This window comes from Delftia sp. PE138, assembly GCF_018320755.1.
In the GTDB taxonomy this organism is placed as follows: domain Bacteria; phylum Pseudomonadota; class Gammaproteobacteria; order Burkholderiales; family Burkholderiaceae_C; genus Comamonas; species Comamonas tsuruhatensis.
The window spans coordinates 123,979-146,645 of the sequence record NZ_JABEPN010000010.1; the positions used below are offsets into that span (position 1 = coordinate 123,979).

Annotated in this window: 21 protein-coding genes; 2 read left to right on the forward strand and 19 right to left on the reverse strand. The window is 65.7% G+C overall.

What is annotated here, in order from left to right; translation table 11 throughout:
- Positions 1-47: 47 nt before the first annotated feature.
- The 15 genes from HFGMBDPB_RS26410 to HFGMBDPB_RS26480 all read right to left on the reverse strand — a co-directional run bounded on the left by HFGMBDPB_RS26410 (position 48) and on the right by HFGMBDPB_RS26480 (position 13,176).
- The gene (locus HFGMBDPB_RS26410) at positions 48-575 is read right to left on the reverse strand and encodes a DUF2514 family protein (protein WP_212646588.1); all 528 of its coding nucleotides are present in this window, start codon (positions 573-575) and stop codon (positions 48-50) included.
- Positions 575-1,156, reverse strand: a complete 582-nt coding sequence (locus tag HFGMBDPB_RS26415; protein ID WP_212646589.1) for a glycoside hydrolase family protein — start codon at positions 1,154-1,156, stop codon at positions 575-577. The genes HFGMBDPB_RS26410 and HFGMBDPB_RS26415 overlap by 1 nt, the downstream gene beginning before the upstream one ends.
- Positions 1,153-1,476 (reverse strand): holin, encoded by a 324-nt coding sequence (locus HFGMBDPB_RS26420; RefSeq protein WP_013802133.1) that lies wholly within the window; start codon positions 1,474-1,476, stop codon positions 1,153-1,155. Before HFGMBDPB_RS26420 ends, HFGMBDPB_RS26415 begins: the two co-directional genes overlap by 4 nt.
- A 39-nt stretch (positions 1,477-1,515) precedes the next feature.
- Positions 1,516-1,830: an HI_1402-related protein gene (locus HFGMBDPB_RS26425; protein WP_249343715.1), complete on the reverse strand. Its 315-nt coding sequence runs from the start codon at positions 1,828-1,830 to the stop codon at positions 1,516-1,518.
- A 224-nt stretch (positions 1,831-2,054) separates the two neighbouring features.
- Positions 2,055-2,909 (reverse strand): hypothetical protein, encoded by an 855-nt coding sequence (locus tag HFGMBDPB_RS26430; RefSeq protein ID WP_212646590.1) that lies wholly within the window; start codon positions 2,907-2,909, stop codon positions 2,055-2,057.
- 6 nt (positions 2,910-2,915) lie between these two features.
- Entirely contained in the window at positions 2,916-3,422 is a 507-nt protein-coding gene (locus tag HFGMBDPB_RS26435) for a hypothetical protein (protein WP_046238392.1), read from the reverse strand.
- Between the two features lie 9 nt (positions 3,423-3,431).
- On the reverse strand, positions 3,432-3,962 hold the full coding sequence (locus HFGMBDPB_RS26440; RefSeq protein ID WP_212646591.1) for a hypothetical protein: 531 nt from the start codon (positions 3,960-3,962) through the stop codon (positions 3,432-3,434).
- The gene (locus HFGMBDPB_RS26445) at positions 3,959-4,396 is read right to left on the reverse strand and encodes a hypothetical protein (RefSeq protein ID WP_212646592.1); all 438 of its coding nucleotides are present in this window, start codon (positions 4,394-4,396) and stop codon (positions 3,959-3,961) included. The genes HFGMBDPB_RS26440 and HFGMBDPB_RS26445 overlap by 4 nt, the downstream gene beginning before the upstream one ends.
- A gap of 55 nt (positions 4,397-4,451) precedes the next feature.
- Positions 4,452-6,347 (reverse strand): coiled-coil domain-containing protein, encoded by a 1,896-nt coding sequence (locus HFGMBDPB_RS26450; RefSeq protein ID WP_212646593.1) that lies wholly within the window; start codon positions 6,345-6,347, stop codon positions 4,452-4,454.
- A complete protein-coding gene (locus tag HFGMBDPB_RS26455; protein ID WP_212646594.1) occupies positions 6,347-8,560 on the reverse strand; it encodes a hypothetical protein in 2,214 nt (737 codons plus the stop codon). The genes HFGMBDPB_RS26450 and HFGMBDPB_RS26455 overlap by 1 nt, the downstream gene beginning before the upstream one ends.
- The gene (locus HFGMBDPB_RS26460) at positions 8,560-9,156 is read right to left on the reverse strand and encodes a hypothetical protein (RefSeq protein WP_212646595.1); all 597 of its coding nucleotides are present in this window, start codon (positions 9,154-9,156) and stop codon (positions 8,560-8,562) included. The genes HFGMBDPB_RS26455 and HFGMBDPB_RS26460 overlap by 1 nt, the downstream gene beginning before the upstream one ends.
- Positions 9,157-9,165: 9 nt before the next feature.
- A complete protein-coding gene (locus HFGMBDPB_RS26465; RefSeq protein WP_212646596.1) occupies positions 9,166-9,606 on the reverse strand; it encodes a hypothetical protein in 441 nt (146 codons plus the stop codon).
- Positions 9,607-9,618: 12 nt separating this feature from the next.
- Entirely contained in the window at positions 9,619-11,526 is a 1,908-nt protein-coding gene (locus tag HFGMBDPB_RS26470) for a hypothetical protein (protein WP_212646597.1), read from the reverse strand.
- Between the two features lie 10 nt (positions 11,527-11,536).
- Positions 11,537-11,998, reverse strand: a complete 462-nt coding sequence (locus tag HFGMBDPB_RS26475) for a hypothetical protein (protein ID WP_212646598.1) — start codon at positions 11,996-11,998, stop codon at positions 11,537-11,539.
- A complete protein-coding gene (locus HFGMBDPB_RS26480; protein ID WP_212646599.1) occupies positions 11,995-13,176 on the reverse strand; it encodes a hypothetical protein in 1,182 nt (393 codons plus the stop codon). Before HFGMBDPB_RS26480 ends, HFGMBDPB_RS26475 begins: the two co-directional genes overlap by 4 nt.
- Positions 13,177-13,408: 232 nt before the next feature.
- Between HFGMBDPB_RS26480 and HFGMBDPB_RS26485 the strand changes: the two genes are divergently transcribed.
- A complete protein-coding gene (locus HFGMBDPB_RS26485) occupies positions 13,409-14,140 on the forward strand; it encodes a discoidin domain-containing protein (RefSeq protein ID WP_212646600.1) in 732 nt (243 codons plus the stop codon).
- 134 nt (positions 14,141-14,274) lie between these two features.
- Here HFGMBDPB_RS26485 and HFGMBDPB_RS29985 read toward each other — a convergent pair whose 3' ends face one another.
- The 4 genes from HFGMBDPB_RS29985 to HFGMBDPB_RS26505 form a co-directional block, all read right to left on the reverse strand.
- A complete protein-coding gene (locus HFGMBDPB_RS29985; RefSeq protein ID WP_349305395.1) occupies positions 14,275-16,314 on the reverse strand; it encodes an LPD38 domain-containing protein in 2,040 nt (679 codons plus the stop codon).
- 71 nt (positions 16,315-16,385) lie between these two features.
- Positions 16,386-20,627, reverse strand: coding sequence for an LPD3 domain-containing protein (locus tag HFGMBDPB_RS26495; RefSeq protein ID WP_249343717.1), 4,242 nt, complete (start codon positions 20,625-20,627; stop codon positions 16,386-16,388).
- Between the two features lie 130 nt (positions 20,628-20,757).
- Positions 20,758-21,534 carry a hypothetical protein gene (locus HFGMBDPB_RS26500; RefSeq protein ID WP_212646601.1) on the reverse strand — a complete coding sequence of 259 codons (777 nt, stop codon included), beginning with the start codon at positions 21,532-21,534 and terminating at the stop codon, positions 20,758-20,760.
- Positions 21,535-21,571: 37 nt separating this feature from the next.
- Entirely contained in the window at positions 21,572-22,180 is a 609-nt protein-coding gene (locus HFGMBDPB_RS26505) for a hypothetical protein (protein ID WP_212646602.1), read from the reverse strand.
- A 247-nt stretch (positions 22,181-22,427) separates the two neighbouring features.
- Here HFGMBDPB_RS26505 and HFGMBDPB_RS26510 point away from each other — a divergent pair.
- Positions 22,428-22,667, forward strand: a 240-nt coding sequence (locus HFGMBDPB_RS26510) for a transposase (RefSeq protein WP_212646605.1), incomplete at its 3' end; no start/stop codon positions are given.

Sequence of the window (22,667 nt, forward strand, 5' to 3'; positions counted from 1 at the left end):
AAGTGCACGCGAGTCTCATGTTGACTGACCCTCGAACCGGTGGTGACCTAGTCTGCCGTCTGGGTCAGAGTGAGGCCGGCGTCGTAGGCGCGCTCGCAGGCGCTGCCTCGGTGGCGGGCGTCGTCAGCAATGCGCGCCAGCGCTCCCGCTCGCTCGTCAGCGCGGCGCTGCAGCTCGGCGAGCAGATCGAGGGCTGCGGTGTCTGGCGCGCACTGTCCGGCAGCGGCGCGAGCCTGGGCGGCGGCACGGTGGGCGGTGAGGTAGCTGGCGAGGTCGCCGCGCAGCCGGCCAGCAGCAGCGCGGGCAGCATCGGCATCCGCCGCAGCGCGCGCCAGGGCCAGGTCCGTGTCGCGTGCAAGAAAGTCGAGGCGTTCACGGTAGGCTCCTTCCCGTTGTCGATAGCGTTCGGATGCGTGCAGGGCGGCGGTGGCAGCGGCCTGGCGGTCGTTCGCCAGATCCGTGCGTGCCTGCGCCGCATCGCGCTCGGCACCCAGCCGCGCCAGCGACTGCCAGACCAGCAGCGCCGCCAGCAGCAGGGCCAGCAGCTGCCAGGCATGGGTTTGCAGGCGGTCCATCAAGGCTGGGCCTCCATACAGGCCGCGTGGCGTGCCTGCTGGCGTGTCCACACGCCGCGGCAAATCTTGTTGCCGGGCGTGCTGCAGTCGTAGCGCCAGCGCTTCGGGCGGCCAGCTGCATCCCACTGGTATGCGCTGTAGTTCTGCAGGGGCTGGGCGCTGGTCATGAAGCGGTAAGCCAAGTAGGCATTGCATGCCCCGGCATAGTCGCCAGCTCGTGTGCGCGCCAGCATCGAGGAGCCGCGCCAGGCCCCGCAGCCGTACTGGCCGGCGAAGTCCACCGCCTGGGCAAACTCGACCTGGTGCACCAGCGTGTCCCCCAAGGAATCGCGCACGCAGGCCCCGTACTGCTGCTCCAGCAGGTTCACGGCCAGGTCGCGGGCGCGCTCCCTGGTGATGGGAGGATCTGCCATGGTCACGCGCGTGCCGTCCTCGTAGTGCGTGGCGCCGTGGCCGATGGTGGGCACATCGCCACGCACCGGGATGATGGGCGCGGCGCTGAATCCTTCGGCCGCGATCCAGGACGCCAGGATGGCGGCGCCGATGCCCAGGCCTGCGGCAGAAACGCGGCCGGCGTTCATTCGTCCACCTCGAGCACGCCCAAATCTGTGTCGTAGTGCTGCGCCGGAGCGCCTGTGGCTCGCATCAGATCCATGCGCAATTGCCGCTCGGCATCCCTGCGAAGAAACTCTCGTTCCCTGCGGGCGTCATCAGCGCGCCGGAGCTTGGCTGCCTCGCGCTTATAGAACCAGGTGATCAACAGGCCGATGATCGCCACCAGAGCCCCGACGTAGGCCGCGAGATCTGCCGCAGACATCTTGCCGGCCACGGCGACAGAGCCACCAAGGATGGTCGCCTTGTTACCTGCTGCGCCAATGGCTTCGAGGGTTTCAGTTTTCATGCCCCCGATGATTCCGGGGCCGCGCCGCGCTGGCGAACCCTACACGGGGGCCGCAGGCCAGCCGGCCGCGACATCGATCTGCGACAGCGCCTGCGCATCATCGGCAGCAGCATCGATCTGGTCCTCAATGCGCTGCCGGGTGCCCGTCAGCAGTCCGTGCACTTGGCGGTATGCGTCATCCTTGGCCCGGATACGCTCGGCAAGCACCAGGCGGTCGAGACCACGCGCCAACGCTGCGGCATCGATCCAGGGCGTTGCGGCTGCGGGGTCAGCCTCCAGCGCCCTCGCCTCTTCAGTCTGTACCGGCCAGGATTCCCGCTCGCTCAGCGGGTAGCCGGCCGCGATGACTTGCATGCGGCGCCGGTACTCTGCGGCCAGAGCTACACGCAGGCCAGCCGCGATCTCAGCAGCAGGCCGAAGTTCGGCCGGCAGTGGCACGCCGCCGGCCGCGAGCCAGGCGCGGTATGCGACAGCGTCAGGGCTGGGAGGGTACTCTGGCGCCGAGGCCAGAGGAATCGTGGCGCGAACACCGTCAGTCCAGAGGTAGACGTGCCCGGCGTCTTGCGAGAGCTGATAGGTCACGAGTAGACCCCCGATCCATCATTCGTTCCAGCAGCATCACCAGGGAAGTAATTTGCGCCAGACCCGAAGGTCTGAATCACGGAATTCGTGCCGACTGCATATCGAATGCCTGTGGCACCGCCGGAGAACGTGATTGCATTGATAACGACGACAGAGCAGAGCCCGGCAACCACGGTGGCATATCCAGCAACTGGGGTGCCGACAATCGTGCATGTGTAACCGCCAACATATTCGAAATATGCCCCGGCGTAGGCCGCTTCGAAAAAGGTCTGTGCGGCGCCTGTGATGCGCGTGTTTGCCACGATGTAAACGGCAGCGCCACCGCGCGAGAACACGTGCCGACTTGCGCAGGCGCCAAATTCGGTGAAATCACTGAACGTCACCGTGGTTCTGCCTTCCGCTCGAAGGCCGGAAGCACCCGATCCCGTCGCCTGCAGTTTCAGTCCACCCAGCGCCCAAGCTCCCGCATTCACGGCACGCACGGCATTGACACTCGCCGCAGTAGCACTGATCAGCACATTTGCGGGGGTGGTCGTGTTGCCTACGATTCGAGGCGCCAATGCCCCCACACAGGAGCGCAATTCAAACGGAGCATATGTGCCGTCTGAAACCTGGATCGTCGCTTGCTGGGTGCCAAGGTCGAGGTTCGCAATGGTGTCCACTGCTTTCTGCACAGTGGCGAACGCCCCGCCCGCTGTAATGCTCAGCCCGGTGTTGCTGTCGCTGCCATCGGTGCGGACGTAGTAGGTGCGCGCAGCGGTGAGCAGCTCGCGCACGCCGGGCAGCGTGTCGCCCGTGGGCAGCTCGCGGATGCTGCCGCTGACGTTGACCAGGGGACGCCGAGAAGCCATAGCGGATCAGGCCAGCACTACGGGCACGCCGCCCTCGAAGTTCACGGCGGTGGTGCTCACGGCCACGCCCAAGCGCTGCACCACGTTGCCCGATGCGCTGGGTGCCGTGGCGCCGCCCGTGCCCGCAGTGGTCTGCAGGAACACGGGTCCGGGGGTCTGAGCGGTGACCTGGGTGTTCGTGCCCTCGAAGTACACCGTAGCGTTGGCGCCGCTGGTGACGGCCGCCAGCACGAACCCATGCGCCTCCTTGCCGGACGTTGTGGCGTCGGCCTTGCGGACCTTGGCGCCCGTGCTGTTCCACACGTTGACCCAGTCGCCGGCCGCGAGCGCCTCGCTGGCTGCGATGACGGCGGTGTCGGCGCCAATTCCCACGGGCATCATGCTGTTGTCGATGCGGCCCGAATCGTCCAGGGCCACGATGTCGCCCGCATTGGCCGCGCCGGCCGAGGTCTGGATGCCCAGCACCTCGGTGACCAAGTTGTTGACGAGGCGGAGAAATTTCTTGGCAGCCATGGTGGCCTCCTATGCAAGGGTGATTGGTGGGTTGATGTCGATGAGGACGCGGGTGGCCGAAAGCGCCTGGCCGATGACCTGGGAGAAGAGCGCTCCGGCGGGCGGGGCCTGGGCCAGCTGCCCCGACAGCCCGACCAGCACCGGGCCTGGCGCCCACGCCCAGCCGCTGTGCTCCAGCACAAAGCCGGTCTGCACCACGGCGTCGTCGCCGGGGCTGTATGCGTCGGCCACCACGCCGAGGACGGCGCCACGGTGCGCGGGATTGGTCGCGTCGGCCGCGATCAGCTCGCCCTGGGCGTTGCAGGCCACCACGCTGTGGCCGCTGATGGCCTGCGGGCCGACCTTGACCGTGATGGTGTCGCCAGCCGGGCCAACAGGGCCGCGCTTGCCCTCCGGCCCAGGAATGCCCCGCGTCACGACTACAGCGGGCGGAGCCGGCTGCTGAACCACATGGGTCTTGCCGCTCTCGCGCGTCACCACGACCGAGTTCTGCCGCTCGATGACGGCGGCCGAGGGTTCGGAAGAGACGACGGTGGTCACCGGGTGCTCTCCGGGTACAGGACGAAGCGCAGCTCGTACTGCCGCTCCACGTCACCGCTGGGGCGCGTGATCTCGATCTGGCCGATGCACGATGTCCAGCCGGGCGCAACGGGGCCGTACTCAAAGGCGGCAGTCTGCTCGGCCGTCATCAGCAGGCGCAGCCAGGCGCCGTCCAGCTCGATCCCGCCGTTGGCCGTGCTCAGCTCCAGCAGGACCTCGGCGTCGCCCGTCCTGCGCCGCAGCTGCATGCGGGCCGTGCAGCCGGCGTAGTTCTCTGGCACCTTGTCGGCATCGGGCACCGGCTCGCCGCTGCAGGCCTTCACCAAACCATCGCATTCCTCGCGCACCGGGTAGGCCACGCTGTAGCGCTCCAGGGCGGTACGGAACGTCGCGCCCTGGTAAATGGTGAAGTCGAGGCAGGCCGGGGTTGTCATGCCCCGCAGTTTCCCGGCGGGCGCGCTCGGGGGCGAACCCTAGCCGGGGGCGTGGTCAGCCGTTGGTGTTGATCGCCAAGGAGTTGATGCCGCCGAGGGCCATGCTTGCCACCTTACCGCTCAGATCGGCATTCACGTTGGCAAGGCCCGCCAGCGTGCCCTGGAAGTTCCGCATGCTGTCGATCTGCCCCATCTGGGCCTGCAGCTTCATGCCCATGTAGCTGATCTCCACGTCCGCCCTGGTCTTGTAGTAGGTGGCCTGGGCCTGCGAATACGCCAGGGAGGCCTGGGTCTCGGCTTGGAAGGAAAGCAGCTGCTGCCGGTCGCTCTCCAGCTGCGTCCGGGCCACCTCGCCCTTCGCGGCCACCTCGGCGGTGTAGGCGCGCCAGGCAGTTTCGTACTGGCGCGCGCGGGCGTCGTTGGTCAGGGCCGCAGCGCGCACGGCCTCGCCCATGGCTTCGACCTTGGTCTTCCATACCTGGGCTGCTTGGCCCTCGGCGCGCACCTGGCTGTCGAAGATCTGGACCTTGAGCTGCTCGCCGTCCAATGCGGCGCGGTAGCCCTGCCACTCGTTGGCCTTGGCCTGGACCTGCGCGCTGTAGGCCTGGACCTGGGCGCTGTAGCGGTCGATCTTCACGCGCTCCATCTGGGCCTGCGACACCACGGCATCGATCCGGGCACGGTAGACATTAGCCAGAGCCTGCATGCCGTCGATGCGGGCGCGGTAGACGTTGACCTTGGCCATATCCACCTGGGTCAGGGCTAGCAGGGCGTCGATCTGGGCCTTGTAGACGTCGATCAGCGCGGTGGCAGCGCGCAGGCGCACCTCGTAGACCCCGGCCTCGGCCTTCCATGCATCCAGCTGTGCGGAATAGGCCTTGACCTGGACGTTGTAGGTCTCCACCAGCAGATTCGCCACGCTGCGGCCGTGCTCCAGGGCCTGGCCGTTGATTTGCACCAGGTTCCCGTGAAAGCCCAGCATGGCCGACAGCACGCTGCCGCGCAGCGCCTGGGAGGTGCTGATGGCGAACTGCAGGTTGGCCTGCTCCAGCTCGGCCTGCTTGGCAACCAGCTCGACGTTGGCGCGGGCCACGTTGTCGGCGGCGGCCTGGCGCGCCTTGGCGGCCACCGACAGCAGCGCGCCGGTGGGCAGCGTGAAGCCGCGATCCGCAGCATCCGCCCACGCCGCGTCGCGCGTGCGCCGGTATTCGCCCAGGCTCCGGTCCTTGGCGCGCTCCATCACCGCGCGCTCAACATCGGGCGTGAAGCCCGAGCCGCCGGCCATCAGCTGGGCCAGCTTGGACTCCATGGCGGCCATGCCGGCCTGGTAGCCGGGGCAATACTTCGCCAGCAGCGCATCGACCTGGCCGTCCAGCATGCTGACCATCGCCGGGCTGGCCCCGTAGTAGCTCTGCTCCATCTTGCCCGCCAGGTCCGTGGGCGCCACGGCCGAGAAGATCGGCGCATCGGTGTCGAACGTGGGCAGCACGATGTTGGGTGCCGTCGGCGCCTGGCGGTCCACGATGGTGGGCTCGCTGGGCGCCGGGTTGGTGAGCTGGTCAGGCGCGTCCGGGAAAGCCATGGCCGTGAAGACCATAGGCATCTCGCCCTGGAACGCCTCCATGCTGCTGGGCATGGACGGCATCACCAGGGTGGGCGCCGTGACCGTGCTGGTGGGCGCGCCGTTGATGTCGATGGCCCCGATGTCCTGGTATGCGGGCGCATCTCCTGGCCTCGTCGGGAGGTCGAACACCACATCCGACAGGCCTGGCACCGACCGGATCAACGGCAGATCCAGCGGCTGGTCCAGCGTCGGGGCGTCCACGTTGGGCGAGACATAGCCGATGCCTGTGATGGTGCTCGTGGCCGAGGCCAAGGCCGCCTGGGCTTCCGTCAGGACGCCTGCGGAATAGCTACGGGCGTCGTCAATGAGTTCTTCTGCGGTTGCCATCAGATCCTCCGTGTCTTGGCAATGACCTCGAAATCAAGGTCGTCAATGGTCAGCGCGCCACGGCCGGACAGCTCCAGGGCGTAATACCGGGCATCCATGCCGCGCCCGAATTTCTGCCGGTAGTTCTGCGCCGTTGCGCCGCGTGGCGTGTCGTAGGGGTAGCGCTCCTGGCACTTCTCGCCCACGGCCACGGTGAAGCGACTGCAGGGCGGCATGCGGCCGCCGACGTAGCAGCTGATCCAGGCCTTGCGCTGTGCGTTGCCGAAATCCGTGGTCCCCGTGTGCAGGTGCCAGGCGATGGGCTGGCCTGTGTCAGTGTCACCACCCAGGAAATACAGGCCATCGGCGGCCATGGCCACGTAGCGGCCGCGCCAGCGCACGATGCGTGTGAAAGGGAAAGCCGTGTAGCGCGTGACTTCGTTACCGCCCGTCTCCAGGCTGGTGCGAAGGTTGATGGCATAGGCCTCGTAGGAGACCGGCGCCACCACAGTGGCCTCCAGCCGCGCCCGCGCCAGCGGCATGAACAGCACCGCCTCCACCCAGCCGTTCGCCACCATGGCCGGGGAGCGCAGCACGAATTCGGCGGTGGCTTCGCCTTGGGCTTCCAGGGTGAGGCGTGCGGCCGGGGCCACCATGCTGATCTCGGCCAGCACCTCGGTGGTCGCCTCGGCATGCATGGTGGGCACAGGGCCCTGCATGCTGATCAGGCCGCCCGTCACGATCTCGGCGCGGATGGCCGGCGTCTGCAGGGTGATCTCGGCCAGGGCATCGACCATGGCCTCCAGGTGCATGCTGGCCGCAGGGGCGGACAGTTCGAAGCGCGCGATGGCCGCGACGTCGGCCTCAAGGGCCATGCGTGCCGCAGGCGCAGCCAAGGCCACCTGGGCGCCTGTCTGCAGCTGCAGCGAGGCAGACGGCATGACCAGCTCGACACGGCTGGAGACGTCCTGCGCCTCCACCTGCATCTGGGCGCGCGGGCCGACCAGCTCGAAGCGTGTTCCGGCCGCCAGCACCAGGCCGGCGCGCGGCAAGCGTACGACGGGCCTCTGCGTCCAGCCCGAGTCGAACCAAGACCCCAGGGCTGGGCACATCTCTCCATGGAACGCGGCATAGGGGCGATCGGCCCACAGGGTGGCCGGCGGCGTCATCACGTTGTGCGCGCGGAACAGCCCGCCGGACAGGATGTGCATCGCACCCTGCAGCGGGTACAGCTGGGCGGTGAACAGCGCGTAGGCCGGGGGCGGCAGGCCGGTGGCCAGCTGCCCGGTCAGGGGATGCATGCTGGCATGGAAGCGCGCATAGGGCCGGTCAGCCCAGATGCTTTCCAGAGGCCGCATGGTGCCGGCGAATCGAGTGCGGACCGCCGACAGCTCGCCGGTGAGCGCCGCCATCTCCGCCCTGAAGATCGCATAGGGTCGGTCCGATAGCAGCCCGGCCGGCGGCCGCATGGATGCCACGAAGCGCCCATTGCTGTTGCTGGTGCTCTTGAGCTGGGGGCTCGAAACAATGTCGCCGCCGGAATACAGCGATGCGTCCAGATACACCGGGCGCGTGCTGGGGCGCTGGCTCTTGTAGAGCAGCGTGCCGTTCTTGCGGTACTCGATCCGGTCGCCAATGCGCTCGATGCGCAGCACGTCCGATGCCTCGAAGCTGCCGGCCGCGAACTTCTCGACCCCGCGCTCCACGATCTTGAGCGTGCGCCGCGTGGCGTAGAAGGCGTGCTCGATGTCGGTCCACAGCGTGCCCTCGGGCTGCGCGCTGAAGCCTACGACCAGGCCTACGCCCTGCAGCAAGAACTCCGCATAGCCGCTGCCCGCCAGGAAGTCGATGGAGCGGGCTCCGGCATTCCAGCCCACGCGGAAGTTCTCAACCACGCCCGGCGGCTGATAGTCCACGGCCTCCTTGGCCTTCTGCTCGGATTGGGCCGGATGGTAGATCGTGACCTGGGTATCTCGGCAGACCCGGGTGGTCACGTAGGTGGGGGGGGTTGCCTGCTGCCATTCCCAACGTACTGTCGCCTTGCCGCCTTCCCAGTACACCACCTTGACCACACCCGCCGTCATGCCGCCAGTGGGCGTCGTCACCAGTTCGCAGATGCGTTCGGTCTTGACCTCGGTCCACGCGGCGCGGGCGGGCTGGTAGGGCTGCGCAGCCTGGGCGGCCACTTCGGGTGTGAGTTTGATACCGCTGATTTTCAGCAGGTCGTTTGCCATCAGATCACCTCCTGCACGCCCACGCGGTCCGCCCAGAACGCCAAGGGCGTGCCGCCCGCGTCGGATGCATAGGCAAAGCGGTGCCAGTCCTCGTCCACGGGCATGCCTTGCCACAGCGCCGTCGTGATCGGGGTCAGCGCCGCAATGCTGTGTGGCGGCTGAAAATAGCCATATTCGTCAATGGGAGGCACCCAGAAGACCCAGATCGCATAGTTCGTGTCCGGGTCAATGCCACTGGTGTCGGCCAGCTCGAATTCATCGCCAATGGCGGCCAGGATGTCCGCGCCGGTGCGATTGGAGTGCCAGCGGTAGGTCCGCTGCTCCTCTGGGGGCAGTGAGACATGGCGCAGGGCTGGCGGCACGAGGTCGTAATAGCCTGGTTGGCTCTCCAGATCAGGCTCGGTGCGGTAGCCATTGGTGATGCCGGAGGAGTCCGAATAGGAGGCCGTGTAGGTGGCAACACCCAGATAGCTGGCCGTGCCATCGTCGTAGGCCGCATGCACATGCACCTGGGCAGGCCAGGTCTGCGGATCGCCCGCAGGCGTGTACCAGCGTTCGGCCCGGCTGCAGTAGATGTAGCCCGCGAGGTTTGCCATCTGCCTGCCTCAGAAAGTGGGCAGCGCGATGCTGTACTCGTCCGCATCCTGGGTCGAGCCCGACACCAGGGGCAGGTTCGTGATATTCCCCTCGGCGCCCGACTGGGCGATGCGGCCCTGCACGCGCGGCTCGGTAGTAGAAGCCGCTCCAGTGTCGCCGGAGCCGACATGGCGGTAGTAGCCCGGTGTGCCGCTGGCCACCACCGTGCCGCGCAGCACATCGGCCGGCACCTTGGCGATCACACCGCCCACGGCGGTGGTGTCGAGGGTGAATCCTGCGCCTGCTCCATCCTTGTCGATGGTGCACAGCAGCGTGCCCGTGGCAGCGTCATCAGCACTCGCGGGCTCAGGGCCGGTGTAGAGCATGATCTTGCCGTTTTGCAGCGCCTGGCGCATGGAGCCCGTCGCCAGCAGGTAGTTGCGCAGGCCCGTTGAAACTCGGTATGTCATGGGAAGGTCCTTTCAGAGGAGATGAACGGGATCGAGGCGGAAGCCGGGCTCCTCGCCGATGGAAAACTTGTCGGGCCCGGGGGCGATGGTCTTGCCCTTGCGGCGCATCACCAGCAGCGGTGTGCGGTCGGGCGCGCCGGTTTGGGCCAGGTGGTCAAAAAACTCGGTGTCGGCCGGCTCCTGATGGGGCCCCTGCTCTGGCGACAGGCAGATCACGAACTCATCAGGGCGCCGAGACGCGATACAGCGGTAGCGCATGCGGTCCAGCGTGGCGCCCGGCGGCGCGTCATGGACCTGGCCATCAAAAATCACCCGGTCGAACTGCTGGCCCTGGGCCTGGCCGTGCAGGGACACGGTGTAGTCGCGCAGCGCGCCGTCGAAAGGTTGCGGGTGCACGCCGACCACGGCGGCCAAGGCCTGCCACCGAGCATCGATGTCGCGCAGGCTGAACGTGCGCCGTGCCGTAGACGCTGAACTGGTGGTGACCAGGGTGGCGGGCGGCGGGCTCGGCGGATGCTCTGTGAGCCCGTATTCCAGCGTCCAGCTGCGGGTCTCCGTCAAATCGCTGGACTCCTCCATGGCCTCCAGCGCATGCAGCAGCGCGCCATTGACCAAGAACCGCTGCGTGACCTTGGACACACCGCCGTCGCGCCGGACGTTCGTGTAGAAGGAGCTGCCCGAATACAGCACCACAGACCGGTCTTCCGGGTCCGTGTTGAACAGCATGGTGTCGTCGTGCCCGAGCGCTTCGGTTTCCTCCCGATAGGTCTGGGCGTAGCTGTCGGTGATCCGCTCAATCAGCAGTTCAGTACCGTCTGGCGCCATGTCCAACCCCACCAGTCGCGCAGTACGCTGCGTCGTGGTCGTCCGCGAATAGCCGGACGAGCTGCTGCGCATGTGGGTTACGCGCGTGTCGGGATTCGGCCACTGGTCGGTGTAGTCGTAGAAGTCATTGGCCAGGCTGCCCCAGGTGAAGAAGGCATCGGCAGGGTTGTGCCGCTGCTCATTCACGGTCTTCACGTCTTCGCTGGGCGTGGTGGCCAGCGGCTGCAGGTCGAACTGAGCCTGCAACTGGCCGCTGTTGTCCATGGTCAGCGTGCCGCGCAGCGTGTACCGGGGCGCGCCGAAGTTCACCACCTCATCCGGCGGGCTGCCGCTGGTCGTCACGGTCTCCAGCACGGCCACGCAGCGCTGGCCCGTGCCATCGAAAAACACCGGCTGGGCCAGCACCAGGTCGGCGGGCGCCTGCCACCGGGCGAACTCCGCCCCTGCGGCCACGCCCGCGTCATCCTTGTCCCTTGGATCCACGCGGTACAACACCACCACCGTGTCGCCGGCATCATCCGGGTGGAAGTCGTAGGCGGCATAGACCAGTTGCTCCACGGCGCCGCCGCCAGGGCGCTCGCCCTTGAACAAGGCGCAACCGCGCACACCATGCGCCACGCGGATGCGGGCACCGGCGCGGCAGATCTCCGCCTTTGGCTGCGGCGCTTCATAAGCACCCTGCAGCGCATAACGGAAGCCGTGGCCGTGGTCATAGGTGAGGACCGTCTTGTGGTCGGCGCTGATCCAGTCGTGCGGCCCGGCCACCAAATCCACGTTCTCCTTGCGGCGCAGGCCCTTGTCCGATCCGGTGAGCGTCAGCGCGGCGAGCGGCTCCACGGCCTTGCCCTCCTTGAGGATCACGCCCTTGGGGTGCTCCAGGCTGGTCGGCCAGACCAGATAGTCCCAGCGGCCGCCGCGGATCTCGATGTAGGCATCCTCACCCTGCAGCGTCACGCGCACCTGAAGGCCCAGCAGCTCGTAGCGCTGAGTCACATACTGGAAGCCGGCCGCGCGCAGTGCGACAACGCGGCCGCGCGCGAAGGGCAAGGCCTGCCCGGCTTCGGCGCTGTCCAGCAGCAGGTGCTCGGCTCCCATGGCGCAGGCCTTACTGGGCGGGGATCGAGAACGAGAAGACGTCGATGGTCACCGGCTGCCCCACCGTGATGGCCACCGTCGAGAACTTCGCGTCGCCGCCGCCCACCGCAATGGCGCCATCGATGCGCACCAGCGTGGTGGAGACCGAGCCGTCATCAACGGCATTGGCGCGGAAGCGGAACCAGCCCGCATTGCCCGGGGCCAGGCCCACAAGCTTCCAGGTCGCCCCTGAAGGCTTGGCCACACCGCCGCCCGTGGCCGCATCCAGCACCAGGCCATTCGTGGGATCGCCAGCATTCCAGGCCGCACCGTTGAGCGTGGCGCGGCCCAGCAGCGTGCCCGTGGGCGCAGCGTCTGCGGTCGGCGGCTGGGGGCCGGTATAGACCTCGATCACGCCGCCATTGATTGCGCCGGCAAAGCCGACCAGGCCGGCCATAGCGTTGCGCAGGCCGGTAGAGAGTTTGACGGTCATGGAGATACCTCGCGTCGGTTGGAATTGAAGGGAGTGCCGCCCGCGTGCAGGCAGGCAAGGAAACGGGTCTGGCCGTCGACCTCGAGCACGGCCGCGCCAGCCTGCAGGCCGGGCGCCACGCTCACGCGCGAGGCGGTCAGGTTGGTGAATTCGGGGAACTGGCACAGGCCACGCTGCGACCAGATCAGCGTCCGCTTGCCGTCCAGCGCCCAGGGCAGGCCCGGCACCGTGCCGTAGCTGGCCAGCAGAGCCAGGCCCTCGGGCGTGTAGGCATGCATGGCGCGGTCGGTGGCCACCACCAGGCCGGCGTCGTTCGGCGCCAGGGTCAAAACCTTGCCCGGCACCATGAAGAAGCCTTCGGAAAGATTCCACAGGTGCGGCGCCAGCGGCTCGCTGCGCCACACGACCGTCTTGTCGTCCTCGGGCAGGTACTGGGCGGCGAAGATGCGGCCGCGCCATTCGCCAATCACGTCCACGCCAACCGGCAGCGGGTCCAGGCCATCGGTCAGCAGCTCCTGGCCCAGGGCCTCGGGTGGCTGCGCCCAGACTGCAGCAGGGCCAGCAGCACCGAACGCCAGTTGGAACACCGTGCTGTCGGCCGGCGCCACATACACCCGCGTTACGCAGCCGGGCTGCTGCTCAATGCCGCTGATCTGCAGCGCAGCGCCCTGCTCTACCACAACCTCGGCCGCCGTGCTGGCCGGCGTCTCCCGGCCGTCGGGCATGACGAAGGTGGTGCAGACCCGGTACTGGCCCGCCGGCAGCTGGCCGCCCTCGCCCACCACCACGCGCGGCTCGGCCGGCACGGGCAGGCGCCAGGGCAGCACCTCGCCCCCGGCAGTGATGATCCCGGCCGCGTCGCCGGCCACGTACAGCACCTGGTCGTTGATCTCGGCCCAGTACGCATCGCGGCCCAGGCCCTGCGCCAGGGGGCGCACCGTCATGTCATCCAGCACCTGCCTCAGCTCGCCGCCGTCGATCACATAAAGGCGGGTCTCATCCTTGGTGGCGTAGATGCCAGTCGGTGCGCCAGCCTGGGCCAACGCATATCCGGCACGCCGCTTCACCCCGCCCGATTCCGTCACATCGACGTTGTCGGCGCGGGTGAACCACGACAGGCCGAGCCGCAGCGGGTCGGTGACGTTGTTCAAGCCTCGGAAGGAGCGGATTGCTGGCATGCCACGACTTTGCCGAGCGGCTCTGAATGCGTCGAACCCTAGCCGGGGCACATGCTCCGCAGAAGTGTGCGATTAATTACATTGCCATTCACCTAATAGTTAGCAAAGCAATAGTTTGCTCAACAACGAAAAAATCATCACACATTCCAACTTGCAATAGCTCAATTCTTAAAATTCTCGGGCGAAACTCTATTAGCATGCATGGTTTCACACAATTGAGGAGTAGTTGCAAATGAAATCATTAAAAATGGCGGCATCAATAATTGGTGCAGCCTGCACAATTTCTTCAGGTGGTGCATCAGCACAGAGTGGGGGCGTTCTCCTACCCATCACCATCACCAACGCATCTGGCAATGTGGCTGACATGGGCTTTGCAGCAGATGGGAACCCCAACACTATTTGGAATTCAGGCGGCTTGCCAAGCCAATGGATTAACATTGATCTTGGATCGGAGCGCATGATCTCAAAAATGAGGTTGCTGCCTGCACAGAGTCCTGCATCGGCCGGCGTCTCTCATATAGTTTGGGCATACAGATCAGATGGAAGCAAGTATCGGTTGCTCGCCTTAGAACGCACCATTACACAAGACAATCAGTGGATTGATCTTTACAACAACCTGGAAACGACCGTCAGGTATCTAACGGTGGAAACAACGAGGTCTCCTTCATGGGTCGCCTGGAGAGAGCTGCAAATATTTGATGGAGGCACCCTTGAATCGACATGCGACTTCAATGTGAATCGTAATGGCTGGGCCTTAATTAGTACATCCCTGTATGGTGGCTGCGGCATAGGGAACTACAGATATTTCTACCGTGATGTACGAAATTTGCCAAGCGGGGCTGGAGTCCAATCCTGCGTCACAATCGACGGTGTACCAGGCCTAATCAAGAAAGAATTTCGCCAGAATATAGGAAAATGCGATGGGTTCCTACAAGATGGCTACTATTACTACGAGCAGCAGTAAAGTCGCATAATGTGACTATCCGCTCAAGCTGACCACGCCCGACGAGCGCCGCTCGATGATCGAGACCTACTGGCTGATCATCATCGGGCTCGGCGCCGTGGGCTTCATCTGGCAGTTCATCCGGCGCGGCGCCATCAGTCTGTGAGCTTGGCCACGCGCTGCGCGATGGCGTTGCGCTGCTGCTCGATCTGCGTGAGGCGCTCGCGCTTGATCTCGCCGGTCATGAGGCGGTCCCCCTCGATCTTCTTGGCGCGTTGGCCCAGCTCTGCCATCTGCTGCTTGGCGGCATTGATGGCCAGGCGGTTGCGCAGCTTCGGTCCCTCCTCCTCCTGAATGCTGCGCGCCAGCTCGATGTCGCCCGACTTGATGGCGGCTTGGTGGCTGGCCCAGGCCTGCTCCACGCCCTTGGCCTGCTCGTACATGGTGGTGACGTAACGGCTGGAGCCCGTGGGCAGTTCCTCGATGAAGTTGCCGGCCAGGAAGGTATCGCGCAGGCGCATGGATGGCCGCTCGCCCCGGTCCAGCATCGGGCGTGCAATGGTGTCCGTGGCCGTGGTGCTCACCGTGGCCAGCCAGCCGAAGTACCCGCGCAGCAGGAAGTCCACCTGTTTCGGGCTCAGGCCCGAGTACTCGCCCTTGGCCAGGCGCACCGGGTCCGGCAGACCCCAGGAACCAAGCAGGCGCGCCACCTCCGAGGTGCGCTCGTTGTAGCGGTCCTGCGGGCGCAGGCGCTCGTCGGCCATGCCCTCGATGGCCCGGCCGCTGAAGCTGTCCTTGTTGGCGTAGACGTCCAGGAAGGGCTTGATGGCCTGGGGCGTGGGGTCCATGGCGAAGGTGTTGAACACCATGTCGCTGATGCGCTGGCCGAAGCGCTTGCCCGTCATCTCCTCGCTCATCATCAGCTCGGCCGTGCGCTCGGCCACCGTGCCGATGGCGCCCACCTCGAAGGGCTTCGGAATGCGGAAGGCCTTGTCGCCGATCTTGAACCACCAGAAGTTGTCGCGGTCGAAGTCCTCGCGCTTCTTCCAGTCGTCGTCATCGGCGTAGGCGGCCAGCAGGCCCAGGCTGGCCATGGACACCGCGCCGGCCATGGCGGCGAAGCGGCGCGGGTCCTCGCCGGCGGCGCGGCCCAACTTGTACAGGCCCTGCAGGCGCGCGTTCAGGAAGGGCACGGTCTGGGCCAGGAAACGCACCGTCTCCCATTTGCCGGACATGCTGAAGTCCATCAGGTCACGGGCCTGGAAGCTGGCCTCGGCGTGGCTCAGGCCCTTGGCGCGCAGGCGCTCGTACAGCGCCGTGCGGTTCACGTTCTCGGTGCGGTCGCCGAATTCCTCGTACACCTCCCACAGGGAGCGCATCTGGTCCTTGAGCTTGTCGAAGCCCTGCTTGTCCAGCATCGTGCCGCCCAGGCGCTCGATCTTCCCGCGCAGCTGGTTGGTGTTCTCCTGGGTGCCGAACTTGATGATGCCGCCGCTGGCCAGCATGGAGGCGTAGGTCTGGCTGTTCTTGTCCGTGGCCTTCCAGCCCTTGGCGACATTCTCAAGCGGGTTGTAGCTCAGGTCGCTCTGGGCGATGGCCGAGAGGCTGTCGCGGATCAGGTTGCGAATCTTGAAGGTGGGGTTCACCGTCACACCGAAGGTCACCAGGCGCTTGAACGGCGCCATGGCCTTGACGATGCCGCCGGGCGTGTAGCTCATCGCCGAGATGGCATCGACCAGCAGCGGATCCTCGATGGCCCAGTGCTCAGCCACGCCGTTGCGCATGACCTTCACCGACCCCTTGGTGTCCGCCGGCACGCGCTCGGCAGCGCCCAACTTCTCGGCCGCGTCCATGGTCTCCAGGGAAGCCCGGTTGCGCGCGGCGGCAGCATACAGTTGGCTCCAGTTCATGAGCGTGTTCTGCAGCAGGTCGGCGTTGAGCTGCTGTGTCCCGCCCTTGAGCTTCTTCCAGGCCTGCTGGTTCACCAGCCCGGAGCTGAAGCGCGGGCCGCGCATGCCGCCGTCCTCTTCCATGAGGCGGTAGAACGGCACATAGGGCTGGTCCTTCATCAGGTCGTAGGCAGCCTGGTCGATCAGGCCCGAGTCCCGCGCCACCTTCAGGCTGGCCTCGTTGAAGGCGTTGAGCTCCCGCAGCGCGGCGGTGTACAGCGGCATGCGGGCCGTGCCGTCGGCCATGCGGCCGGCATCCAGCGAGCGCAGCGCGGTGATGTCGCGGTCGGTCAGCAGGTTCTCCTTGCCCTCGGCCTTCAGTCGCTGGGCACGCTGGGCGGCCACCCACTGGAAGAAGCGGTCGTGCTCTCCCTTGAGGCTGGCCAGCACCTTGGCGAAGCCGCCGTCCTTGATGTCCACGTCGGCCACGCCGTCTCGCAGGTAGGGCTTGCCGTAGAGCAGCGCCGCCTCCACCGCACCTTCGCTGCCCTTGGAAAGGCGCGCCAGGATGTAGGCCTTCTCGCTGATCTCCTTGATGGGGCGAACTGGTCGACCAGGCCCTGGCGCAGCCGCGTGCCGAAGTTCTGGCGCATGGCCTGCGCACGCTCGGCCCAGGTCTGCTTCACCTGAACGCCGAAGGCATGCTCTGCTGCACGGGCCTGCTCGGCGGTGTAGTCGCTGGCCGTGGGTGCGGCCGGCGCGGCCCGGCTGAACTGCAGCGGTTTTTTCAGCAACCTGTTGATTTCATTGGCTACCGCCTCGGATGACAACTTGCCGGCAGGCTGCTGCTGCGCTACCATCGAACCGTCTCCTGAATTGGATGAGCCGGATCGCTCCACACCGCCCGCGGTGTCAGTCCCGGAAACTCGACGATTCAGGAGATTTTCTTTTGTGGCCACGCTGTGCAGGTACATGCGCTGGTCATTCGGATCACGGCGCACCAGCACGGTGACCACATCGTCCACACCCTTGATGCGCACTGGTGCGCTGACGTAGAAGCTCTGGCCATCGCGGCCGTGCTGGGTGGACAGCACGACAGCGCCCTTCTCCAGCACGTCCTTCACTGCAGCGAACGCCGTGTATTTGAACGGGTTGGGCTTTCCATGCGCCATGGAATCGCGCACCGAGCGGCCATCCAGCGTCACCTCGCCGATCTCGGGGTTCACAGCCTTGCCGCCCTGCTCCCGGAAAAGCTGCGTCGCCCAGTGGCGTACCGCCAGCATGCCAGTTTGAGGAGCTTCCTCACCAGTGAGGATCAGAATCGGCTCACCCTGAAGAATGCGCGCCCGCTGCTCATCCGTGGCAACGACGCCAGCACCTCGTTCATCACTTTGGATTTCCGACGGTGCGACGCGGGCACTGTCTCGGTTCGTGGCAGGTGCAATGGCCCCATCCAGTTCGCCAGCCAGCGCTGGGTTCTCCCGCTGCGCGATTCCGAACGCCAGGTTCACCAGGTCCTGGCTGTTGAAGTCGGCGCGGCTGCCGGCGATCTTGACCCACACTTGACGCAGAGCCTTGCGGACCTGGTCCAGCCAGCGCGCCACGGTGCCGGGCTTGGCCAGGGGGCTCGGGCGCACCCCCATCTCCAGGGCGACCTGCACGGCGTAGGGGAACAGTTCCTGCGATGAGTAGGCCTGCGTGTCGCCTGTAGCCGGCTGGGAATCACGCACGCGGGCGGCTGCTTCGTTGTATACCGTCCGCTCCAGACTGCCCTCGGGCGCACTGGCCCAGCCGCCGATGGCACCATGCAGCTGGTTCCAGCCCTCCTCACCCAGCACCGCAGGCCCGTGCTTGTGCATCAGCTCGTGCGCCACCACGCCCAGCTCGTCGCCGGCCACGATGTGGTCAGAGATGACGAACACGGTCTTGGTGTTGGGGTCGTAGAAGCCCTGGGCCTTGCCGCCGCCCTCGGCTCCCATGGCCACCGGGCCGATCAGCGGCTCCCAGTTGGCGCGGATGTCATCGGAGGTCGTGACCACGATGCGGCCCAGACTGTTGGGCAGCACACCCATACCGCCCACCAGTTGGTTCACGGCCTGGCGCACAGAGGAATTCGTGGCGGCAGCCGGCGGCGGGCGCAGGCGGCGGAGCGTCCGGGCCAGTTCCTCGGGCATGCTGCGGCTGAACTGCGCGGCGGCCGCCTGCTCTACACTGGCGGCATCCCCCGCAGAGCGGATGGAAGTCAGGTCAGGGCCAGCGGCCCGGGCAGATGCGTCCACCCATTGAGCTGCGGGGGATTCTTCGTTCAAGACTCCAGCGGCCTGCTGCTGGCCAGCGCGCGCAGCATCAGCTGCATCCACCTCAGCCAGGATCTGCGCCAGCCTCTTGCCCTTGGGATCTATTCCCAGACTCCGGGCCACGCGGCCGGCAGGAAGCGCGCTGGATCGCCAGTTGGCCGGGCGGGCTGCTGCTGCCTGCGCTTGTCCTTGCGCGCCCGGCGCCGGGCCGCCTTGCGCGCCATCGTTGAAAGTCGTGGTGCTGGCATTGGTCAGCCCTTCCTGCGCTGCAGCAGCACCAGCAGCCGGCGCGCCTGGCGCTCCAGTTGCTTGCGGAGGTTGCGCGCCAGCTTGCTGGGCTTGATCGGCTTGCGGGGCAAAGGTGGCTCCTGTGGTTTGGGTCAGGGGGCCAGGCCCAGCGGCTTCCAGGGCGCCGGGTCCGGTCGAGGGAATGGCTGCTGGGGCGGCCACGGCGGCAGCTCGTGCCTGGGCACCTTGGGCATTTGCGATCTCCTGGGCCTGCAGCGCGGCCTGCTGGGTGGCGTCGAAGCCGGCATCCACCGCCATGGCAGCGCCGCGCGACAGCGGGCCGTCTGCCGGGTTGATGCCCATGCGCTCGGAGGGGCGCTGCAGCGGGCGCTGGGGGATCAACGCCTCCATGGCGGCGTTGTCTGCGAAGGGGTCCACGGCTGGCGCGCGGTCGGCCGGCAGCGGCGCAGGCTCACCCACGCCCCGGAATCCCATGTAGGCGTCCACCATCCGGCGCACGCGCTGCGTCTCGGCGGTGTCCAGCGGCTGCTCGTTGATCCGGGCCAGGCGCTCGTTCAGGCCGGCCAGCACCTGGGCACTGTTCTCGGCCCCGCCGTCCAGCAGGTTTTGCAGCCCGGACAAGATGCGGCCGGTGCGCACGCGGGCGTCCACAGCCGCGATACCGGCATCCTCGCTGGCCTGCTGGAACTGGCCCTGCAGCTGCGCGGCCATGGCGTCTGCAGCCTGCAGGCCGGCACCAGGGGCTGGCGCACCCGCAGGATCAGCACCCACGTTCTGGGCCAGCCAGGCGTCCTCCATGGCGTCACGCACCGTGTCCACCGTCTGCTGGGTGGAGAACTGCGTGCCGCTGCGCACGGCGGCTTGGACTTCGGCGAGGTAGTCGGGGCCTGGCGCCTGGGGCGCGCCGTCGCCGTAGTTCTCCCACCAGCGGCGGGCCTGCTGCGCGGCCGGGTCGTTCACCTCGCGGATGGACTGGCCCATGATCTTGGCCCGGGCATCCTCCCGCTGGTCCTCGGGCAAGTTGGCCAGGTAGCTTTCCACCTCGCCCACGCGGCCGACGCTGCCATCAGGGAAGGAGATCAGGCGCTCGGGCGTCTGGTTGCCCAGCAGCAGCGGCGCCTGCGTGGCGGCTTCCTCGGCGGGGGCCTGCTGCTCACCCTGCTGCGGCTGCAGGCCGCGCGTATGCCCGCCCGTCAGCAGCGACGTGCCGGCACCCGTGACGCCGCCCAGGGACGCGCCCATGCCGGCCGCAGCCGCCACACCCTTCGAGGGATCGATGCTCGGGTCGAACGGCATGGCCGCCCGCTGGCCCTCGTACTGGGTGACGCCCTCCTCGACTGCTTCCTGCGCCGCCTCGCTGGCCCCGGTCTTCACGGCACGCGCAGCAGCACCACCAGCAAAGCCCTTGCCGCCAGCCAGCAGGCGCTCAGCACCGAAGGCACCGCCAGCACCACCGACCACGGCGGGCAGCACACTGGCCCCGCGCGCAGCAGAAACCGCCTGGTCCTCGGTGGCCCCGCCCTGCTTCGCCAGGTCGTAGGCCGTGCCAGCAGCATCACCCCCAGCCAGCGCAGCACCAGCAGCTACGCCGCCCGCGCGGCCCGCCGTCTCCACAGCCTTGCCAGCCAGGCCTCCAGCACGCGCCGCCAGCCCAGCACCCTTCACCGCCAGGCCCGGCCCAGCGAACGAGCCCGCAGCCTGAGCCGCAGCCAGTAGCGGGTTCTGCGCCACGTACTTGCCCACGGCTGCCAGCTCACCGCCAACACCATCAGCGTCCTGCACCTCCTTGCGGAACTGCTGCTTGGACGCCTTGACCACATCGCTCTGCGCAGCTTCGCCGGCCTGGATGATGTTCTTGTCGATCCAGCCAGAGACATCGTTGCCGGGCTTCACGAAGTTGGCCGCAGCAGAGACACCGCCCGCCGCAGCATTCGCCGCCTCAATGGCCGTGTCGTTCAGGACGGCCAGGGGGTTGCGGGACTTGGGCTTGTAGGGCGTGGCCGAGCCAGGGTCGAAGTCCAGGGCGCCAGATCCCTGAGGCTTTGCGGTTGTGGGGTCGAATTCGAATGCCATGCCCCAGTCTCGTCATAGAGATCGAGGCAGGCGAACCCTGTAGGGGGTACACGTGGGCGAAGAAAAGCCCGCTGGTGCGGGCTGCGAAGTTCAATCGTGAACCAGAACCTTCACCCTCATCGCGAGCCTTCTATGAAATATCTCTTGGGAAATACTCAATTAATCCTTTACCAGCATCCCATAAAGATTGTGAAATTCTCTTTATCTCTGTCGCAAATTTTGCCACCTTAAGACCACTGTCTGCTACCTTACCTGCAGTCACGATTATATCAATACCTTTAGAGAAAGCATTTTTCGCTTCAGGCGAGCTATTAATTAATTCGTCAACAACATCCTCCGGCGCGGTAGTCACCTCACCCAATTGACGATGCACTATGTCAACAACCGGTTGAATACCAGTGACCTTATAAAATTTTATTGCGCGTCTCAGCTCATCAATGTGTCGATGCAGCATCTCAAAAATTGCAGGCGGCATGTCAACTGTCTCAAGCAGAACCTCTTGAGCAGCCATTTTTTCCGTCAGCGATTGCAAGATCTCATCAGAGACAGCATTTTCACTCTTGTCTCTAATTGCCCAAGAAGCCCAGGCAAGTACTGAAACAACTCCGACTCTATTTACCGAATCCTTGAAATTGGACCAATTAGCAGAAAGCTGAGTAGGTGACCAACAGCTTCTCAAGGTTTCGAAAGTGCTGCGATATGCGACCTCGCCAACTCCCATTCTTTTAAGCGCCGCCTCCAAGGACCGAATCTCTTGCAAAACGATTGCACATGCGGCTATGGCCTCGTCGTGTCCTTGTGCAGGACTAACGGACAAGTACTCTTGCCAAACTTGCCAAATGGGATGAGAAGATTTCGCTCCACCAAAATATTCAACCAAAGACTTCAAACGGTCAGCTGTATTCACAATCACTCCGCCATCAGATAATCGTAAAAGGTTCTACCTAGAAGGGAATCTTGTCATCCAATTCATCGAAACCCGAACGGACGGGAGGCGCCGCTTTGTAGCGTGGGTAGACCTTTCCCGATTGAACAGCCGCCAGCGTCTCGTCGACCCATTTCCGTTGTGCGGCTGCATCACCTTGATGCGCCGCTACGAGGCCATTCCAATACCGCCTGACCATCGGAAAAACCACGTCTTCCAAGACTGCGCGATCCCAGTAAATCTGCCCGCTGGGCAACCGACCGCCCTTCGCGGGTCCCAATAAATTGCTATCCGACAGCAGCTTCCAACGCTCCTGCTCCTCATGAGTCAGAAGCTCTGGATAGTTGGTGGCCAACCGGATGAAGCGCTCCGCGTCATCGGAATCCCAAAGTGCGGGGGCTTCGTCAGCAATGCTTAGCCTGCCGTCTCCGTTGTACTGGTCGCCATCGAAAAGCATAACTTCCTTAAGGCTCTGCTCCACCGCCCATTCGATGTAGCTGGAGAGAGTTCGGCGGTGCTTCCGTGCACCGAGCTCAGCCAGATACCGAAGCTTCGGATCGAAGCGCACGGTCACCACCTCCGACCGAGAGAGCTTGCCCCCTGCGGTCTTGCGCTTGTCTTCCGTCATACATACCTCTGATCGCAACTATGGACCACAGAGTGTACAGGACCATGTTCGCGCCTACAGATTGCATCAAACATGTTGTAATGTCTCATACTACGTGGCATATTTGAGTTACACCGATGCGGTGTGAAGCAACCGAGGAACTATGAAGCAAACACCCCAACCCACCCCTATGACCCAAGTGCGCATTGAGAGCGGCTAACACCACTTGGTCAGAAGCCCCCCGCAGAGCGTTATGCTCGCTGCCCTCATGGCACGACGACCCGTAAGCAAAGAACTGTGGCGACAGCTACAACCTCTCATCCCAGCCTTCGTACCTTCCTCCAAAGGCGGTGCGCGCAAGCTCGCAGTCAGCGATGAAGCCGCCCTCAACGGCATCCTGTTTGTGTTGCAAACAGGCATTCCGTGGGAAGACCTTCCCCAATCCCTTGGGTACGGCAGCGGCATGACTTGCTGGCGCCGCCTGCGCGACTGGAACGCTGCTGGTGTC

Coding starts and splice junctions, on each gene's coding strand:
- HFGMBDPB_RS26410 (WP_212646588.1), bottom strand. CDS start 575: ATGGACCGCCTGCAAACCCATGCCTGGCAGCTGCTGGCCCTGCTGCTG.
- HFGMBDPB_RS26415 (WP_212646589.1), bottom strand. CDS start 1,156: ATGAACGCCGGCCGCGTTTCTGCCGCAGGCCTGGGCATCGGCGCCGCC.
- HFGMBDPB_RS26420 (WP_013802133.1), bottom strand. CDS start 1,476: ATGAAAACTGAAACCCTCGAAGCCATTGGCGCAGCAGGTAACAAGGCG.
- HFGMBDPB_RS26425 (WP_249343715.1), bottom strand. CDS start 1,830: ATGCAAGTCATCGCGGCCGGCTACCCGCTGAGCGAGCGGGAATCCTGG.
- HFGMBDPB_RS26430 (WP_212646590.1), bottom strand. CDS start 2,909: ATGGCTTCTCGGCGTCCCCTGGTCAACGTCAGCGGCAGCATCCGCGAG.
- HFGMBDPB_RS26435 (WP_046238392.1), bottom strand. CDS start 3,422: ATGGCTGCCAAGAAATTTCTCCGCCTCGTCAACAACTTGGTCACCGAG.
- HFGMBDPB_RS26445 (WP_212646592.1), bottom strand. CDS start 4,396: ATGACAACCCCGGCCTGCCTCGACTTCACCATTTACCAGGGCGCGACG.
- HFGMBDPB_RS26450 (WP_212646593.1), bottom strand. CDS start 6,347: ATGGCAACCGCAGAAGAACTCATTGACGACGCCCGTAGCTATTCCGCA.
- HFGMBDPB_RS26455 (WP_212646594.1), bottom strand. CDS start 8,560: ATGGCAAACGACCTGCTGAAAATCAGCGGTATCAAACTCACACCCGAA.
- HFGMBDPB_RS26460 (WP_212646595.1), bottom strand. CDS start 9,156: ATGGCAAACCTCGCGGGCTACATCTACTGCAGCCGGGCCGAACGCTGG.
- HFGMBDPB_RS26465 (WP_212646596.1), bottom strand. CDS start 9,606: ATGACATACCGAGTTTCAACGGGCCTGCGCAACTACCTGCTGGCGACG.
- HFGMBDPB_RS26470 (WP_212646597.1), bottom strand. CDS start 11,526: ATGGGAGCCGAGCACCTGCTGCTGGACAGCGCCGAAGCCGGGCAGGCC.
- HFGMBDPB_RS26475 (WP_212646598.1), bottom strand. CDS start 11,998: ATGACCGTCAAACTCTCTACCGGCCTGCGCAACGCTATGGCCGGCCTG.
- HFGMBDPB_RS26480 (WP_212646599.1), bottom strand. CDS start 13,176: ATGCCAGCAATCCGCTCCTTCCGAGGCTTGAACAACGTCACCGACCCG.
- HFGMBDPB_RS26485 (WP_212646600.1), top strand. CDS start 13,409: ATGAAATCATTAAAAATGGCGGCATCAATAATTGGTGCAGCCTGCACA.
- HFGMBDPB_RS29985 (WP_349305395.1), bottom strand. CDS start 16,314: ATGGCCGACGGCACGGCCCGCATGCCGCTGTACACCGCCGCGCTGCGG.
- HFGMBDPB_RS26495 (WP_249343717.1), bottom strand. CDS start 20,627: ATGGCATTCGAATTCGACCCCACAACCGCAAAGCCTCAGGGATCTGGC.
- HFGMBDPB_RS26505 (WP_212646602.1), bottom strand. CDS start 22,180: ATGACGGAAGACAAGCGCAAGACCGCAGGGGGCAAGCTCTCTCGGTCG.